The sequence below is a fragment of the Microbacterium oxydans genome, from assembly GCF_026559675.1.
Classification (GTDB): domain Bacteria; phylum Actinomycetota; class Actinomycetes; order Actinomycetales; family Microbacteriaceae; genus Microbacterium; species Microbacterium oxydans_D.
This window is the reverse complement of record NZ_CP092891.1, coordinates 251,497-267,265: the sequence shown is the minus strand read 5'-3', so window position 1 is coordinate 267,265 and position 15,769 is coordinate 251,497. Positions and strand designations below refer to the sequence as shown.

Sequence of the window (15,769 nt, the reverse complement as noted above, 5' to 3'; positions counted from 1 at the left end):
CGGACGCCCTCGACGCCCCGCACATCGCGTGTCGGTGCGTAACGCCGCAGCGCCATATTCGAGCAGAGCCCGGATACGAGCGGCGCCCGGATACGAGCAGCGCCCGGATACGAGCAGCGCCCGGATACGACGAGGCGCGGGCCGCCCTCCGGCCCGCGCCTTCGCCCTGCGCCCCCAGCTCAGTTGTAGAGGATGCCGCCGTCGACCAGCAGCACCTGCCCGGTCACGTAGCCCGACTTCGGGCTCGCGAAGAACGACACCACACCGGCGACATCCTCCGGCGTCTCGATACGCCCGAGCGCGATCGCGTCGACGTTCTCCTTCAGGTTCTGCCCGAGCGGCTTGCCGTTGATCTCGTGCAGACGCTCGTCGATCAGATCCCACATCCCCGTGCCGACGATGCCCGGACCATAGGCGTTGACCGTGATCCCGTGCACGGCGAGCTCCTGCGCCGCGACCTGCGTGAGGCCGCGCACGGCGAACTTCGACGCCGAGTACGCACCGAGGATCGGGAAGCCCTTGATCGACGCGATCGAGGCCGCGGAGATGATCCGGCCCTTCACGCCGCGCTCGATGAAGGACGTCGCCGCCGCCTGGATGCCGTAGACGACGGAGTTCACATTGATGCGGAAGATCTTGTCGAGCTCCTCGCCCGTGATCTCGAGGATCGGCTTGACCTGCGCGATGCCGGCGTTGTTGACGATCACGTCGAAGCCGCCGAGGGTCTCGACCGTGCGCGCGACCGCGGCATCGATGTCGGCCTTCTCGCTCACATCGGCCGCGGCGAAGAACGCGCGTCGACCCAGCGCCTCGATCTCGGCGACGACCGCCTCCCCCTTCTCCTGCTGGAATCCGAGGTCGACGACGGCGATGTCGTAGCCGTCCGTCGCCAGCTGCAGAGCGATCCCGCGGCCGATCCCCTGCCCGGCACCGGTGACGAGCGCGACCTTGTTGTCCGACATTGCTATCTCCTTGTGACAGTGGTGCGCCGAAGTCGGTTCACCCCGGCATCACCGCGAAGCTACGTCAGCCGACGTCGGATGCCCCGGCGCGAAGACCGATGCTCGGCCCGACCCGCGTGATTCCGCTGGACTCCCGCCCCTGCAACCCCCGGCAACGTCTTCCCTCCGGCGGCAGGCGCCCAGGACGGCGGGAACGGATCGACCCCCACGACCACGCGGGATGGTTGACTGGAGAGGAGGGCTCCCCCAGGAGGCGACATGCTCGGTTCGGCCGATTCCGCGGTCATCACCGGCGCTGACGGCGCCGCGTACAACCGCCTCCTGTCCCGCGTCCACGAAGCCATGGCCACCGGCACGGCTGCACCGGCCCGCCCGCGCGAGACCATCGCCGAGTCCTGGCGACGACTGCGGCAGCGCGGCCTGCGCCCCGACCGCAACACGGCCGCCGCCTCGCTGCGCGGCGACACCTCCGCCCCGCACGCCGATCGTCTCCGGCGACTCTTCCCCCAGCTGCTCACCCACGCGCAGCCCCTGGTGGACGACAACGACACCCTGCTGGTGCTGGCGGATGCCGACGGCACCCTCATCGACACCGCCGGACACCGACGCAGCCGCGACCGCGCCGAGGAGATCGGCTTCCTCCCGGGACACTTCTGGGCGGAGCAGAACGTCGGCACCAACGCGATCGGCACGGCGCTGGTCACGAAGCGCCCCGTCGCCGTCCACGGAGCGGAGCACTTCCTCATCGGCCAGCACGGATGGAGCTGCGCCGCCGCCCCCATCCGCGACCCGTGGACCGGCGTGATCCAGGGCGTCGTCGACCTCTCGCTGCCCCTCGACCAGGCGCACCCCGCACTCCTCGCCCTCGCCTCCTCCATCGCCCGCACCGCGAGCCTCGAACTCGCCGCCGCGCATCGCCGCGACCTCGACCTGCTGCGTGCCCGCTCCGTCGCCGAGACCCGAGGGCTCGCGACACCCTGGGCCGTGATCGACGACAGCGGCTGGGTGGCCGATTCCTCCGGCGTCGACGCCCGGCGGCGCATCAGCATCCCCGGCACGATCACGGCCGGAGACGAGTGGATCGCCCCGCTCGGCGAGGTGGACGTGATCCCCCTCGAACACGGATGGCTGCTGCGCGGTCGCGACGGCGGAACCGACGAGCACGACGCCACGGCCCTCGTCGAGATCCGCCGGGGCGACACCGGCCGCGAGATCACGGTGTTCACCGGAACCCGCCGCCGTGCCATCGCCGTCACTCCCCGCCAGGCCGACATCCTCGTGCTGCTCGCCCATTCCGACCATGGCTTCAGCGCGGCCGAGCTCAGCGCACAGCTCTACGGCACGCCCGAGCGCGACGTGACGGTGCGCGCCGAGATCAGCCGCCTGCGCCGGACGCTGGGCACCCTGATCGCCGCCTCGCCCTACCGCTTCGCCGCGGGCGTCGTGGTGGAGTTCGCGGACTGAATCGCGTCCCGCCCGCTCAACCGGCCTGCACGTCGAGCACCCAGGTCACGCCGAAGCGGTCGGTGAGCATCCCGAAGCCCGCCGACCACGCCGACGCGGCGAGCGGCTCGACGACGGTCGCCCCCTCTGCGAGGCCGTCCCAGTAGCGCTGCAGCTCGTCGAGCGATTCGGCCCGCAGCGACTGGAAGAACGTGCGGTCGGTGATCGTCGCACCGTTCTCCCGGTGGGTCGTCCCCGCGACGGCCGCCGGGTCCTGGTCATCGTGACCGGGAACGTCGTAGGCCATCAGGCGGATGCCGTCGGCGGACTCGAGCTGCCCGAACACGACCTTGTCGAAGCCGGGCACTCCCTCGGGCAGACCGAACTGCCCGTAGGTCGCGAGCGTGACCTCGCCGCCGAACACGGACCGGTAGAACTCGAGCGCCTGCCGCGCCGTGCCGCGGAAGTTCAGGTGAGTCGTGGTGGTGATGCTCATGAGCTGTCTCCTTCTTGTGCGGTCCGCCGTTCGGAACCGCCTGGCGACAACGATCACAGGAGGAGAGGTCGGTTTCTGTCCTCTACTTCGGGCAGACTGAGCGCATGACCGGAAGCTCGTCGCGGATGCTGGCTCTGCTCTCGCTGCTGCAGACGCCGCGCGACTGGCCGGGCCACGTGCTCGCCGAGCGCCTGGAGGTCAGTCCGCGCACGGTGCGCCGCGACGTCGACCGCCTGCGCGAGCTCGGATACCGGATCGGTGCGATCAAGGGCCCCGACGGCGGCTATCGGCTCGCCGCCGGATCGGAGCTGCCGCCGCTCCTGTTCGACGATGACCAGGCCGTCGCGATCGCCGTCGCGCTGCAGACCGTGCGGTCGAGCGGGGTCGACATCGAGGAGGGCGCGGCACGAGCACTCGCCACCGTGCGCCAGGTGATGCCCTCCCGGCTGCGCCACCGTGTCGACGGCATCCGCTTCACCGGCGCCGGGAGCGCGACCAGGGTCGACCCCGCAGTGCTCGAGGCGGCGAGCGCGGCCGTCCGCGACCGACAGGTGCTGCGCTTCGACTACGGCTCCGACCACGATCGCCCCGCCCGCCGCACGGAGCCGCACGCGGTCGTGGCCCGCGAGGGGCGCTGGTACCTGTTGGCATGGGACCGCGAGGCGGAGGACTGGCGGACGTTCCGCCTCGACCGGATGCATCCGCGCATCCCGACCGGACCGTCCTTCACCCCACGCCCGCTCCCCGCCGCGGATGCGCAGACCTACCTCGCCGCACGCGCCAAGGGCTCGACGACGGAGGACCGCTGGCCCTGCGTCGGCGAGGTCGTGATCGCGCTCCCGGCCCGCGAGGTCGCGCCCTGGGTCGGCGAGGACGAGCTCGAGGAACTCCCCGACGGGTCGTGCCGCGTGACGGTCGGCTCATGGTCATGGGTCGGCGTGCTCGCCGCGGTCGCACGGTTCGACGCAGCGTTCACCGTGCTGGGTCCGCCGGCGCTGCGAAAGGCGGCGGGGATGCTGGCCGGACGATTCGCCGAAGCGGCCGACTCCTCCTCCTGATCCGAGGGGTTTCAGGACCTTTCCCCCAATCCCGGAACGACGCTTTCGATCCGGTGGTCACGCCCCTCTCCGTTCGCTTGAATGGCCCGATGACCACGGACTTGCCCGAAGACGAATCCTCCGACGAGAAGCTGCGAAGGCTGGTGACGGACGGGATCGCCTCGGGCGAACGATCCGAAGTGGACCAGGACTACTTCGACCAACTGCGGGCCAGGGGCGGCCACTCATCGATCTAGTACTTCTAGTAGTGCCGCCGTAGAATCGGAGGATGGGGACAGTGACGAAGACGGAACTCAATCAGCAGACAGCGCGGGTACTGGCGCGTGTCACCGCAGGCGAGCATCTGACGGTGACCGATCGCGGCCGTCCGATCGCGGAGCTGACGCCGCCGGCCGAGACGGCATGGACACGCATGATCGCCAGCGGCCGCGTGACGCTCCCCACGAAGAGCGGACCTCTTGCCCACGCCCCGGTTCCCGACACGATGTCGACCGCCGAGATCCTCCGCGACCTCCGCGCGGACCACCTGTGATCTACCTCGACGCCTCGGCAGCGGTGAAGGCGCTCGTCCGAGAAGCGGAGTCCACGGCGATCCTCGATGCCTTCAGCGCCGGAACGGAGTTCGTCGCCTCCCGCCTCCTCGCCGTCGAGCTGCACGCGGTGGCGGATCGCCGTTCCCTCGATCACGAGAGTGCCGATGACCTGCTCGAGCACGTCGCACTCGTCTCCCTCGACGACGACACGATCGCCCGGGCCATCCGTACCCGCAGTGGCCTGCGCACCCTCGACGCCCTGCACCTGGCGACGGCGCTCGAACTGAGTGATGTGGTCACGTCCGTTCTCACCTACGACGACGAACTCGCGGCGGCGGCACGCGCACACGGCCTGGTACTGGCCGATCTCTCGTGAGGGGAGGGCCGCGTGTGCAGGCGGAAGGCGGCGCGGGAGAGCCGCCCCACCCGCGCCGGTAGACTGAACCTGCCCCGCCGGCCCCTTCCTTTGGAGTGCGCGTGACCACCGCCCCTGCACCTTCCCCCCAGCACGTCCCCGACTCCGTCGAGAACGCGATCGCGACGCCCGAGAAGGAGCAGCCCTACGGCGCCCTCGGCCTCAAGGACGACGAGTACGCGCGCATCAAGGAGATCCTCGGACGCCGCCCCACCTCGGGCGAGCTGGCCATGTACTCCGTGATGTGGTCGGAGCACTGCTCCTACAAGTCGTCGAAGAACTACCTGCGCCGCTTCGGCCAGAAGGTCTCCGACGAGATGAAGGAACGGCTCATGGTGGGCATGGGCCAGAACGCGGGCGTCGTCGACGTCGGCGAAGGCTGGGCCGTCACGTTCAAGGCCGAGTCGCACAACCACCCGTCGTTCATCGAGCCCTTCCAGGGTGCGGCCACCGGCGTCGGCGGCATCGTCCGCGACATCATCTCGATGGGCGCCCGCCCGGTCGCGGTCATGGACGCCCTGCGCTTCGGTGCGGTCGACCACCCCGACACCGCCCGCGTCGTGCACGGCGTGACGAGCGGCATCAGCTTCTACGGCAACTGCCTGGGCCTGCCGAACATCGGCGGCGAGACGGTCTTCGACTCCGTCTACCAGGCCAACCCCCTCGTGAACGCGCTCGCGGTGGGCGTGCTGCGCCACGAAGACCTCAAGCTCGCCAACGCCACCGGCGTCGGCAACAAGGTCGTCCTGTTCGGTGCCCGCACGGGTGGCGACGGCATCGGCGGCGCCAGCATCCTGGCCTCCGACACGTTCGCCGACGGCGGTCCGACCAAGCGCCCCGCGGTGCAGGTGGGCGACCCCTTCGCCGAGAAGGTGCTCATCGAGTGCTGCCTCGAGCTGTACCGCGGCGAACTCGTCGAGGCGATCCAGGACCTGGGCGCCGCCGGCATCTCCTGCGCGACCAGCGAGCTCGCGGCCAACGGCAACAGCGGCATGAAGGTCTCGCTCGACAACGTGCTGCTGCGCGATCCCACGCTCACGGCCGAGGAGATCCTCATGTCGGAGTCGCAGGAGCGCATGATGGCGATCGTCGCCCCCGAGAAGCTCGACGCGTTCCTCGAGGTCGTGAACAAGTGGGAGGTCGAGACCTCCGTGCTCGGCGAGGTCACCGGCGACGGACGCCTCATCATCGACTGGCAGGGCGAGCGCATCGTCGACGTCGACCCCTCGACCGTCGCGGTCGACGGCCCCGTCTACGACCGGCCGGTCGCCTACCCGACGTGGATCGACGCCCTCCAGGCCGATGCCGCGGAGAACCTCCCCCGCAGCGAGGACCCCGAGGTGCTGCGCGAGCAGTTCCTGAACCTCGTCGCCTCCCCGAACCTGGCCGACACGAGCTGGATCACCAACCAGTACGACTACTACGTGCTCGGCAACACGGCCCTGAGCTTCCCCGACGACGCCGGCATGATCCGCGTCGACGAGGAGTCGGGTCTCGGTTTCGCGATCTCGACCGACGCGAACGGCCGCTACTGCCAGCTCGACCCCTACGCGGGTGCGCAGCTCGCCCTCGCCGAGGCCTACCGCAACGTCGCCGTCACCGGCGCCGTGCCCACCGCCATCACCGACTGCCTGAACTTCGGCTCGCCGGAGAACCCCGAGGTCATGTGGCAGTTCGGCCAGACGGTCGACGGCCTCGCCGACGGCTGCTACGAACTCGGCACCCCGGTCACCGGTGGCAACGTCTCGTTCTACAACCAGACCGGCGACGTGCCGATCCACCCGACCCCGCTGGTCGGCGTGCTCGGCATCATCGACGACGTGTCCCGCCGCATCCCGTCCGGATGGCAGGACGAGGGCCAGAACATCTACCTGCTCGGCACCACCTCGACCGAGCTCTCGGGCTCGGCGTGGGCTGACGTCGTGCACGACCACCTCGGCGGACTGCCCCCGAAGGTCGACCTCGCCGGCGAGAAGCGCCTCGCGGGTCTCCTCGCGGCCGCCCGCGACGAGTGGCTCATCTCCTCGGCCCACGACCTCTCCGAGGGTGGCCTCGCGCAGGCTCTCGCCGAGGGCGTCATGCGCTTCGGCGTCGGCGCTCGTGTCTGGCTGAACGAGATCATCGAGCGCGATGGCGTGGATGCCGCGTCCGCCCTCTTCTCCGAGTCGACCGGTCGCGTGCTCGTCACGGTTCCCCGCGAGGACGACGTGAAGTTCCGCGGTCTCTGCGAGGGACGCAACTACCCCGTGGCCCGCATCGGCGTGACCGACACCGAGCCCCAGCTCGAGGTGCAGAGCGTCTTCACCGTCTCGGCCGCCGAGCTGCGCGAGCGCTCGCAGGCGACGCTGCCCTCGTACTTCGGCCCGACCGTCACGGAGCCGGTGACCGCATGAGCGACCTCAGCCGCCAGAACCCGAACGAAGAGGACTACGGCGACCTCGGCGAGAGGCGCAACCGGCGCATCCGCATCGTCGCCTGGACCGTCATCATCGCGCTCATCCTCGGTGGTGGCGGCGCGACCGTGATCACGCTGCTCCTCGGCTGAGGCGCGCCGCCCCTCGACCGCGCCCGTCCGCAGGCGTACCCTCGGGCGGGAACGGAGGCACCATGACCATCCAGCCGAGAGACGTCGCCCGCGACGAGGACATCGAGGGGTATCTGCTCGGTTCGCCCGTGAGCATCATGCGCGAGTTCATCACCTCCCCGGGACGAGGCCCGCGTCTGCACCGGCATCCGTACGCCGAGACGTTCGTGATCCACCACGGCCGCGCGCTGTTCACGGTCGGCGAGGAACAGGTGGTGGGCGTCGGCGGCCAGATCCTCGTCGTTCCCGCGCTCGTCTCGCACCGCTTCGAGGTTCTCGACGGCGCACATACGAGGCGACGCACATCCACGCGAACGACCGCTTCGTCACCGAGTGGCTCGAGTAGTCGCGCTCGGGAGGCGTCCGAGAGATCAGCGCGTGAAGAGGTACCGGATCAGGTCGATGATCCCCTGGGGGCCGTGCGATTCACGTCCGAGCGACTCGACGATGATCGCGCCCAGGATCGCCCGCCCGATCTGCGCGATCGGCGCATCCTCCGGCAGCTGACCGTCGCGGATCCCGCCCCGCAGCCGCTCGGACAGATGCTGCTCCACCCCGAGGCTCCCGCCCAGGTGCGCACCGACGGCCGCATCCTCGGCCGCGGCCGCGACGAGCGACTGGAGCAGCGCCTGCCCCTGCGTCGTCGCGAGGATCCCGAACACCGAACCCAGCCAGGTCTCGACGTCGGCCTGCAGGTCACCCGTGTCGGGCACGACGAAGTCCACGGGGATGAGTCGGCCGTCCACCAGGCAGTCGGCGATCAGCGCCCCGCGCGACGGCCACCACCGGTAGATGGTCTGCTTGCCGACCCCGGCCTCCTTGGCGATCCCCTCGATCGTGAGCCGGTCGTAGCCCTGTGCGTGGAACAGTCGGGAGGTCGCATCGAGGATCGCTTCGCGCGCCGCCGTGCTGCGCACGGGTCCGCTCCGATGCTCGTTGACCATCCATTCAGGATAGCCACAGATCCCTAGACGAGACGTGCCGTATGATCTTCGAGTCTGAAGGAGACCACGTGGCTTCACTGCTTTACCGTCTGGGTTCGTTCGCTGCACGCAAGGCGTGGACGGTGATCGTCTCGTGGGTGCTGATCCTCGGTATCGGCGTCGGCGCCTTCCTCACCCTCGGCGGCACGCTGAGCAACAGCTTCGACATCCCGGGCACCGCCTCGGGCGCGGTGATCGACGAGCTCGCCGACAAGCTGCCGGACACCGCCGGCGGCACGGGCACCGTGGTCTATCGCACCGACGACGGCTCGGCCTTCACCGACGAGCAGAAGAAGGAGATCTCCGCCCTCGCCGCGAGCGCCGAGGATCTCGACGGCGTCGCCCGCGTGATCGATCCGTTCGATGCGCAGAAGCAGCAGGAAGAACAGGCGCAGAAGCTCGCCGACGGCGAGAAGAAGATCACCGACGGCCGCGCGCAGCTGGACGCCGCCCAGAAGCAGATCGACGACGGCAAGGCCCAGCTCGACGCGGGAGTCACGCAGCTCACGGCGGCCCGCGCTCAGGCGGAGCAGTCCGGCGCCGGGCCCGAACAGCTCGCCGCCCTGGATGCGCAGCTGGCGGCGCTGAACGCGCAGTCGGCCGACCTCTCCGCGCAGGAGGCCAAGATCGAGGCGTCGCGCACCGAACTCGACGAGAACGCCGACCAGGTGAAGCTGGGCTCGACCCTCCTCGGCCTCGCGGACGGGATCGGCGTGGTCTCCGACGACGACTCGACCGCCATCGTCAACATCTCCTTCGTCGACCCGCGCCTCGAGCTCTCGGAAGAGGTCAAGCAGGGCGCGATCGATCACTTCGAGTCCGCCCCGATCGACGGCGTCGAGGTCGACTTCGGCACTGACATCGCCCAGGGTGTCCCGGAGATCTTCGGCGTCGGCGAAGCGGTCGGCCTCGCGTTCGCCGCCATCGTCCTCATCGTGATGCTCGGCTCCCTCATCGCCGCCGCCCTTCCGATCGTCACCGCCATCGTCGGCGTCGGCGTGGGCGTGACGGCATCCCTCGCCTTCTCCGGCGTCGTGAACATGGCCTCGGTCACCCCGGTGCTGGGCGTCATGCTCGGGCTCGCGGTCGGCATCGACTACTCGCTCTTCATCGTCAACCGGCACCGGAAGCAGCTGCTGGCCGGGGTTCCGGTGCGCGAGTCGATCGGCCTCGCCACGGGCACCTCCGGCACGGCCGTCGTGTTCGCCGGGACGACCGTGATCGTCGCACTGCTCGCCCTCAACGTGACCGGCGTGCCGTTCCTCGGACTCATGGGCACGGTCGGTGCCGTCTGCGTCGCCGTCGCGGTGCTCGTCGCGATCACCCTCGCGCCCGCCATCCTCGGCCTCGTCGGCCCGCGACTCCTGAGCCGTCGCGCGCGCGCCACGATCGGCCAGGAGCACGCCGCGGGCAAGCCCGTGAAGCGGATGTCGACCCTCCGCGCCGTCGTCACCGCCCTCGTGAGCGTCGTCGCCCTGCTGATCATCGCGATCCCCGCGATGTCGATGCGCCTCGGGCTGCCGGACGGATCGAGCGAGCCCAGCGACTCGACCAGCTACCGCGCGTTCCAGACCGTCGACGACCAGTTCGGCGAGGGCGCGAACGGACCCCTGCTCGTCACCGCCACCCTCGACGACGCCGTCAGCGACGACGACCTGCTCTCCACGCAGGTCACGATCGCCCAGGCCATCGCCGACCAGGACGACGTCGCGGCGGTCGCACCGATCGCGACGTCGGACGACAACACGCTGCTCGCGTTCCAGGTGGTCCCGAAGGAGGGCCCGAACAGCGAGTCCACCGAGAAGCTGGTGCAGGATCTGCGTTCGATGCCGGCGATCGACGACGGCATCACCCTCGGCGTCGCGGGTCAGGCCGCGATCAACATCGACATCTCCGAGGCCCTCGCGGGAGTCCTGCCGCTCTACCTCGTGGTGGTGGTCGGGCTCTCCCTGCTCATCATGATCGTGGTGTTCCGCTCGCTGCTCGTGCCGATCATCGCGACCGGAGGCTTCGTGCTCTCGCTGTTCGCGACGTACGGCCTGATCGTCGCGGTGTTCCAGTTCGGCTGGGGCGCCGAGATCATCGGGCTGCACAGCACGGGACCGATCCTGAGCTTCCTGCCGGTGATCCTCGTCGGCATCCTGTTCGGGCTCGCGATGGACTACCAGCTGTTCCTCGCCTCCGGCATGCGCGAAGCGTATGTGCACGGAGCCTCGGCGCGGGATGCCGTGGCCCAGGGCTTCCGGGCCGGTCGCTCGGTCGTGATCGCCGCGGCGCTCATCATGGTGTCGGTGTTCGGCGGGTTCATCTTCTCGGAGTCGACGATCATCCGGTCGATCGGATTCGGTCTCGCGTTCGGTGTGCTGCTCGACGCCTTCGTGGTGCGGATGCTGCTGATGCCCGCGCTCATGCACCTGCTCGGACGCTCGGCCTGGTGGCTGCCGCGCTGGCTCGACCGCATCCTGCCGAACGTCGACATGGAGGGCGCGGCGCTCGAGCGCGAGCACCCCGGGATGAAGGCCGTGGCCGTTCCGACGACGACCGATTCGGTGCCGACGAGCGGACACTCCGCCTGACAGCGCGACTCCGGACGTCGGCGGCCGTGCCTAGAGTGGGCGCATGACCGCCGACGCCCGGGAACGCCTGCTCGCGCTGCGCGTGCAGGCCGAGGAGCGGGTGCGGGCGACGGCCGCGACGCTCGACGAGCTCACCCATGACCGCGAGGGCTCGAACGATGACGACGAGCACGATCCGGAGGGCGTCACCCTGTCATCCGAGTGGTCGCGGCTGACCGGGCTCGCCGAGGCGGCGGCCTCCGAGCTGCGGCAGGTCGACGAGGCGCTCGCCCGGGTGGAAGCCGGCACGTACGGCATCTGCGCCCACTGCGGCAGACCCATCCCCGCCGGCCGCCTGGAGGCTCGCCCGTTCGCCGAGTACTGCGTCGCCTGTGCCGAGAAGCTCGGGCACTGAGAGGCTCGGGCACTGACCTTCGTCCCGCTCCGCTCACTCAGAGACCGGGACGAAACGACGACAGACGCGAGTAGCATCCCACCCATGCCCATCACACTCGAGAACGTCGGCATCGCCGTCCGTGACCTGGAAGCGACCATCTCCTTCTTCACCGATCTCGGTCTCACCGTGCTCGGCCGCGACGAGGTCAGCGGCGAGTGGGCGTCGACCGCGGTCGGACTCGACGGCAACCACGCGAAGATCGCGGTGCTGCAGACCCCGGACGGTCACGGCCAGATCGAGCTGTTCGAGTACATCCATCCGGACGCCATCGAGACCGAGCCGACCCTGCCCAACGAGATCGGCATGCATCGCATCGCCTTCTCGGTCGACGACATCGACGAGTCGCTGACGATCGCCGCCCGCCACGGCTACCACCCGCTCCGCGGCGTCGCGAACTACCAGGACGTCTACAAGCTCACCTATCTGCGCGGCCCGAGCGGCATCCTCGTGATGTTCGCGCAGGACCTCACAAAGAGCTGACCGGCCGACACCCCCGACTGACTACGCTCTCCTCTGTGGACAAGCAGACGACGACGACCCTCCTCCGCGCCGAGTTCTACCCGGTCCTGAAGGCGCAGGGATTCGTGCGCAGCGGTGATGTGCTGCGGCGCGTCGACGATCCGGTCGCCCACGTCGTGGAGGTCGTGCACCAGCCGCGGCGCGGGGTGTTCCGCGTCGATCTGGGCGCGCACCTGCTACCCCTGGGCGATGTCTCCCGCCATGCCATCAACCCGACGAAGATCCGCGAAGCCGACTGCGCCTGGCGGTCGTCGATCATCCCGGGCTTCCGCAACGACCACGATCCCGACTTCGTCTACGGCGCCACGGCGACGGATGCCGCGGAGTCGGTCGCGTTCCTCGTCTCGGAGTGGGACCGGCAGTCGCAAGACTTCTTCGGACCGCTCACCGCCTGGCCGGACGACTTCCACGAGGGGGCACGCGCCGCCGTCGCGAACCCTTCGCACCCGGCGCACCTGCTCACCTGGGCGCGGGTCGCGGGGCTGGCCGGCGACCTCGAACTCGCCCGTCGCTGTGCGGAGGTCGCGCTGCCGAGCGTTCCCGAGCGGGCGACCGCCCTGAGGGACGATCTCGAGGGCATCGTCCGCGACCCGCAGACCGCGGTGCCGACGCTGCGCTGACGCTCGCCGGGCGAAAGGCGCCGGGCGAAAGGGGCCGGTGCCGGACGCCGGGCAGCACCGACGTGCGGCCGCGACCCCGTCACAGGGTCGCGGCCGCACGGGGCGTCACGGCAGCGCCGGACCTCCCGGACCCGCACCCGGCACCGGGTAGTACACGGGCGGGGTGTCGTCCCACGCCGACGGCAGCATGAGCAGGTCGTCGTAGTGGTGCATGGCGATGCCGCCGAACGAGGCGTCGTCGGCGAAGGCCGCGTACGTCTTGTCGAGCTCGCCCTCCAGGTACGTGCGCCCCTCCTCCCAGAACGTCACCGTCTCGGGGTCGCCCGTGCCGGAGAGGTCCTTGGTCTCGATGCCGATGACGACCGAGTCGGGCTTGCCGATCTGGTTCGCGTAGTCGATCTCGTGCTGCGCCTGGGCGATGATGCCCGCGCTGCCGTCGGCCGTGTCGCGGTAGTCCATGATCGCGATGTAGTCGGTCATGTCCTGGATGTGGTCGCTGAGCGCCTTCGTCTGCCCGTTCCAGGTGATCGACGTGCAGCAGGCCGAGGAGTCGAGCCAGCGGGGGATCGCCGGACCGACGAGGACCGGGAGGCCGGAGGCGTCGCGCCGCTCGATGAGCGTGTCGAGGATCTCGAGCCACCGGTTCGGGAGGCCGCCGTTGTCCGGCAGCTTCCAGTCGCTGAGGATGTACGGCTCGATGTCGACGTTGATGCCGTCGAAGCGCGCGGCCTCGGGCACGGCCAGGTTGTAGTCGAGCACCTTCTCGAACTCGTCGACCGCGAAGTGCTCGAACTGCTCCAGGGCACCGAGGTACGGCGGGCGGGTGCCGCCGGCGACCGTGGCCTGCACGTGGTACCCGCGATCGCGCGCCCAGGTGACGAACGCCGCGACCTCATCGCGGGAGTCGCGCAGCATGTCGGTGGTGCCGTATCGGTCGACGCCCAGGTAGATCGTGCGGATCGCGTCGGAGCCGAAGGTCGTCGTGTCGTCCATCACGGCACCGAGACGATCGCGGGCGTCGTCATCGAACACGGCCTCGTAGGAGGCGCGCTCCCAGATCCACATCGCGCGGTCCTGGTGGTAGACGACCGGCGCTGCGGGTATGGCGCCACCGAGCGCGACGTACGTGGTCGACGAGTCCGAGACGTGGTCGGAGCAGTCCGTCGCCCGCGCCTCGATGCTCGCGAAGCCGGAGCCCGAGACCGGGAAGGATGCCGCGTACGCGCCTCCGCCCTGCGCCGTGGCCGCCTGCCAGGCGCCGCCGTTGACCCGTACCTCGACCGCGTCGAGCGCACGATCGGACGCCACGTCGACCTCGACGTCGAGCGATGACCCCGCGTAGGCGCCCTCGGTCGGCGAGGTGATGGTGACGACGGGGCGCGATGCGGCGGGGTTGTCGACCTCGACCGCGAGGAACTCCGACCACGTCGTGTAGAGCGTGGTGAGGTCACGGGCGCGCACCGCGAGGTCGAGCCGTCCGTCCACGTCGGAGATGTCGAGGTCGACGGTCCAGGTACCCGCCGTGCCGGCCACCGGGATCGGGACGAGCTCCTGGGCGCCGACGACCAGCACGAGCTCGGAGGTGTTCGCGAAGGTTCCCTCCACCGTGAGCGTCGATCCGGTGACGGTGTCGCCGTCGGTCGGCGAGGTGATGGTGAGCTCTGTCGTGACGGCCTGCGCGGAGGCGGCGCCGCCGGCGGCGACCACCCCTCCGGCCAGAAGGCTCGCGGCGACCAGCGCCGACAGCCAGCGTGTGCGTCTCATCGGTGTCTCCTTCCGCTCCGCCGAGTGCGGAGTCGTCGTGACTGCCACCGTGACCCGCGGGCATCCCGCGGTCAACGAGACCGGGGCGAGAGGGAAGGACTGGGGGAATGACTCGGCCGATCCGCACCCTTCCGGCAGGCCTCCGCGAGCCCTGCACCCCTTGTCCGTCGGCCGGGAAATGAATACGGTTGCACTCGTGGGCACCCGGGCCGAGGAGGGCAGGATGGGGGCGTTTCCGAACACGCAGCCGCTGTTCCTCAGCCTGGCGCAGCAGCTGCGCGAGCGGGTCGACGCGGGCGAGTGGCCCGATGGGGCGCGGCTCCCGGCCGAGCGGGCCCTCGCCTCCTCGTACACCGTCGGGATCAACACCGTGCGGCGGGCCGTGGGGCAGCTGGTCGACGAGGGCGTCGTGGTGCGGCGGCAGGGCTCCGGCACCTACGTGTCTCCGCGGTCACGGCGGCCGCGACGCACCATCGGCGTGATCGTCCCCTCCCGCAGCTACTACTTCCCCGCCGTCGTGGAGGGCATCGCCGAGGTCGCCGACGCCGCGGGCGTGGCCCTGCGCGTCGTGTCGAGCGAATACGACGACGCCCTTGAGATCCGCCGCATCCGCGAGCTCCTGGCGGCCGGATGCTCAGGGCTGCTGATCACGCCGACGCTGCACCTGGCCGACCCCGCCGCGCGGCTCGATCTGCTGCGGTCGCTGCCGATACCTGTCGTCCTGATGGAGCGGATGCCGACAGACGGCGCCCCGGACGACCGGCTCTCCGCGGTCTGCACCGACGTCGTCGCCGGCGGCTACGCGGCCGTGCGGCACCTCGTGGGTCAGGGACGTCGCCGGATCGGATTCCTCGGTCGTGGCGACACCGCATCCGCCGACGCGGCCTGGCGCGGGTTCCAGCGCGCGGTGGACGACCTCGCGCTGCCCGACATCCCCCGCGCCGTCGTCCGCCGGCAGACCTGGGATCATGCCGCGCTCACGGACTACGCCCAGCGCGCCGCGTCCACGGGCCTGGACGGTGTCGTGTGCCTCGGCGACCGGGAGGCCACCGCTCTTCTGCCGCGCCTGCGCGACGCGGGCCTCACCACACCGGATGACGTCGCGGTCGTCGCCTACGACGACGAGGAGGCCGCGGACGCCGCATTGCCGCTGACCGCCGTGTCGCCGCCGAAGCGCGAGGTGGGTCGGCTCGCCACGGCGACCGTGCTGCGGCAGATGAGCCGTCACGACGATCGAGCGCCCGTGCGCATGCTGCTCCAACCCGTCGTCCGGGTGCGGGCCTCCACTACGAACACCCGCCGATCTGTGCAACCGCTTGCAAAGACTTCTTCGGCATCTTAGGTTGGAGGGAGCGCCGCCCGAGCGCACCGCCGCCGGTC

At 70.3% G+C, this 15,769-nt stretch carries 16 protein-coding genes and 1 pseudogene; 13 read left to right on the top strand and 4 right to left on the bottom strand.

The genetic code is table 11. From position 1 onward, the window contains the following. Positions 1-179 precede the first annotated feature (179 nt). Positions 180-962 carry an acetoin reductase gene (locus tag MME74_RS01310; protein WP_267416843.1) on the bottom strand — a complete coding sequence of 261 codons (783 nt, stop codon included), beginning with the start codon at positions 960-962 and terminating at the stop codon, positions 180-182. Positions 963-1,220: 258 nt separating this feature from the next. Here MME74_RS01310 and MME74_RS01305 point away from each other — a divergent pair, with 258 nt between their 5' ends. Continuing rightward, positions 1,221-2,426: a helix-turn-helix domain-containing protein gene (locus MME74_RS01305; protein ID WP_267416842.1), complete on the top strand. Its 1,206-nt coding sequence runs from the start codon at positions 1,221-1,223 to the stop codon at positions 2,424-2,426. 16 nt (positions 2,427-2,442) lie between these two features. Here the strand turns inward: MME74_RS01305 and MME74_RS01300 are convergent, their stop codons facing one another. Then, complete coding sequence (locus MME74_RS01300) at positions 2,443-2,901, bottom strand: VOC family protein (RefSeq protein WP_267416841.1); 459 nt, start codon at positions 2,899-2,901, stop codon at positions 2,443-2,445. 104 nt (positions 2,902-3,005) lie between these two features. Here MME74_RS01300 and MME74_RS01295 point away from each other — a divergent pair, with 104 nt between their 5' ends. The 7 genes and pseudogenes from MME74_RS01295 to MME74_RS18340 form a co-directional block, all read left to right on the top strand. Beyond that, the gene (locus tag MME74_RS01295; protein ID WP_267416840.1) at positions 3,006-3,959 is read left to right on the top strand and encodes a helix-turn-helix transcriptional regulator; all 954 of its coding nucleotides are present in this window, start codon (positions 3,006-3,008) and stop codon (positions 3,957-3,959) included. A gap of 89 nt (positions 3,960-4,048) precedes the next feature. Continuing rightward, complete coding sequence (locus MME74_RS01290) at positions 4,049-4,195, top strand: hypothetical protein (protein WP_267416839.1); 147 nt, start codon at positions 4,049-4,051, stop codon at positions 4,193-4,195. A 41-nt stretch (positions 4,196-4,236) separates the two neighbouring features. Beyond that, complete coding sequence (locus tag MME74_RS01285; protein WP_416383329.1) at positions 4,237-4,491, top strand: type II toxin-antitoxin system Phd/YefM family antitoxin; 255 nt, start codon at positions 4,237-4,239, stop codon at positions 4,489-4,491. Beyond that, the gene (locus MME74_RS01280; RefSeq protein WP_267416837.1) at positions 4,488-4,868 is read left to right on the top strand and encodes a type II toxin-antitoxin system VapC family toxin; all 381 of its coding nucleotides are present in this window, start codon (positions 4,488-4,490) and stop codon (positions 4,866-4,868) included. Before MME74_RS01285 ends, MME74_RS01280 begins: the two co-directional genes overlap by 4 nt. Positions 4,869-4,969: 101 nt before the next feature. Further along, positions 4,970-7,300 carry a phosphoribosylformylglycinamidine synthase subunit PurL gene (gene purL, locus MME74_RS01275; RefSeq protein ID WP_267416836.1) on the top strand — a complete coding sequence of 777 codons (2,331 nt, stop codon included), beginning with the start codon at positions 4,970-4,972 and terminating at the stop codon, positions 7,298-7,300. After that, positions 7,297-7,452, top strand: a complete 156-nt coding sequence (locus tag MME74_RS01270; protein ID WP_267416835.1) for a hypothetical protein — start codon at positions 7,297-7,299, stop codon at positions 7,450-7,452. The genes purL and MME74_RS01270 overlap by 4 nt, the downstream gene beginning before the upstream one ends. Before the next feature lie 62 nt (positions 7,453-7,514). Further along, positions 7,515-7,703, top strand: a pseudogene (locus MME74_RS18340) (cupin); the annotation flags it as partial. A 159-nt stretch (positions 7,704-7,862) separates the two neighbouring features. Here MME74_RS18340 and MME74_RS01260 read toward each other — a convergent pair. After that, positions 7,863-8,435, bottom strand: a complete 573-nt coding sequence (locus MME74_RS01260; RefSeq protein WP_267416834.1) for a TetR/AcrR family transcriptional regulator — start codon at positions 8,433-8,435, stop codon at positions 7,863-7,865. A gap of 68 nt (positions 8,436-8,503) precedes the next feature. Here MME74_RS01260 and MME74_RS01255 point away from each other — a divergent pair, with 68 nt between their 5' ends. The 4 genes from MME74_RS01255 to MME74_RS01240 all read left to right on the top strand — a co-directional run bounded on the left by MME74_RS01255 (position 8,504) and on the right by MME74_RS01240 (position 12,625). Next, positions 8,504-11,050, top strand: a complete 2,547-nt coding sequence (locus tag MME74_RS01255) for an MMPL family transporter (protein ID WP_267416833.1) — start codon at positions 8,504-8,506, stop codon at positions 11,048-11,050. 43 nt (positions 11,051-11,093) lie between these two features. Then, positions 11,094-11,444: a TraR/DksA family transcriptional regulator gene (locus MME74_RS01250; protein ID WP_267416832.1), complete on the top strand. Its 351-nt coding sequence runs from the start codon at positions 11,094-11,096 to the stop codon at positions 11,442-11,444. A gap of 84 nt (positions 11,445-11,528) precedes the next feature. Next, positions 11,529-11,966 (top strand): VOC family protein, encoded by a 438-nt coding sequence (locus MME74_RS01245; protein WP_267416830.1) that lies wholly within the window; start codon positions 11,529-11,531, stop codon positions 11,964-11,966. 35 nt (positions 11,967-12,001) lie between these two features. After that, positions 12,002-12,625 carry a hypothetical protein gene (locus tag MME74_RS01240; protein ID WP_267416829.1) on the top strand — a complete coding sequence of 208 codons (624 nt, stop codon included), beginning with the start codon at positions 12,002-12,004 and terminating at the stop codon, positions 12,623-12,625. A 105-nt stretch (positions 12,626-12,730) separates the two neighbouring features. On the opposite strand, the gene MME74_RS01235 is transcribed toward MME74_RS01240, so the two are convergent. Then, a complete protein-coding gene (locus tag MME74_RS01235) occupies positions 12,731-14,389 on the bottom strand; it encodes an Ig-like domain-containing protein (protein ID WP_267416828.1) in 1,659 nt (552 codons plus the stop codon). A gap of 223 nt (positions 14,390-14,612) precedes the next feature. Between MME74_RS01235 and MME74_RS01230 the strand changes: the two genes are divergently transcribed. Continuing rightward, positions 14,613-15,731, top strand: a complete 1,119-nt coding sequence (locus tag MME74_RS01230; RefSeq protein ID WP_267416827.1) for a substrate-binding domain-containing protein — start codon at positions 14,613-14,615, stop codon at positions 15,729-15,731. The last annotated feature ends 38 nt before the right edge of the window (positions 15,732-15,769 follow it).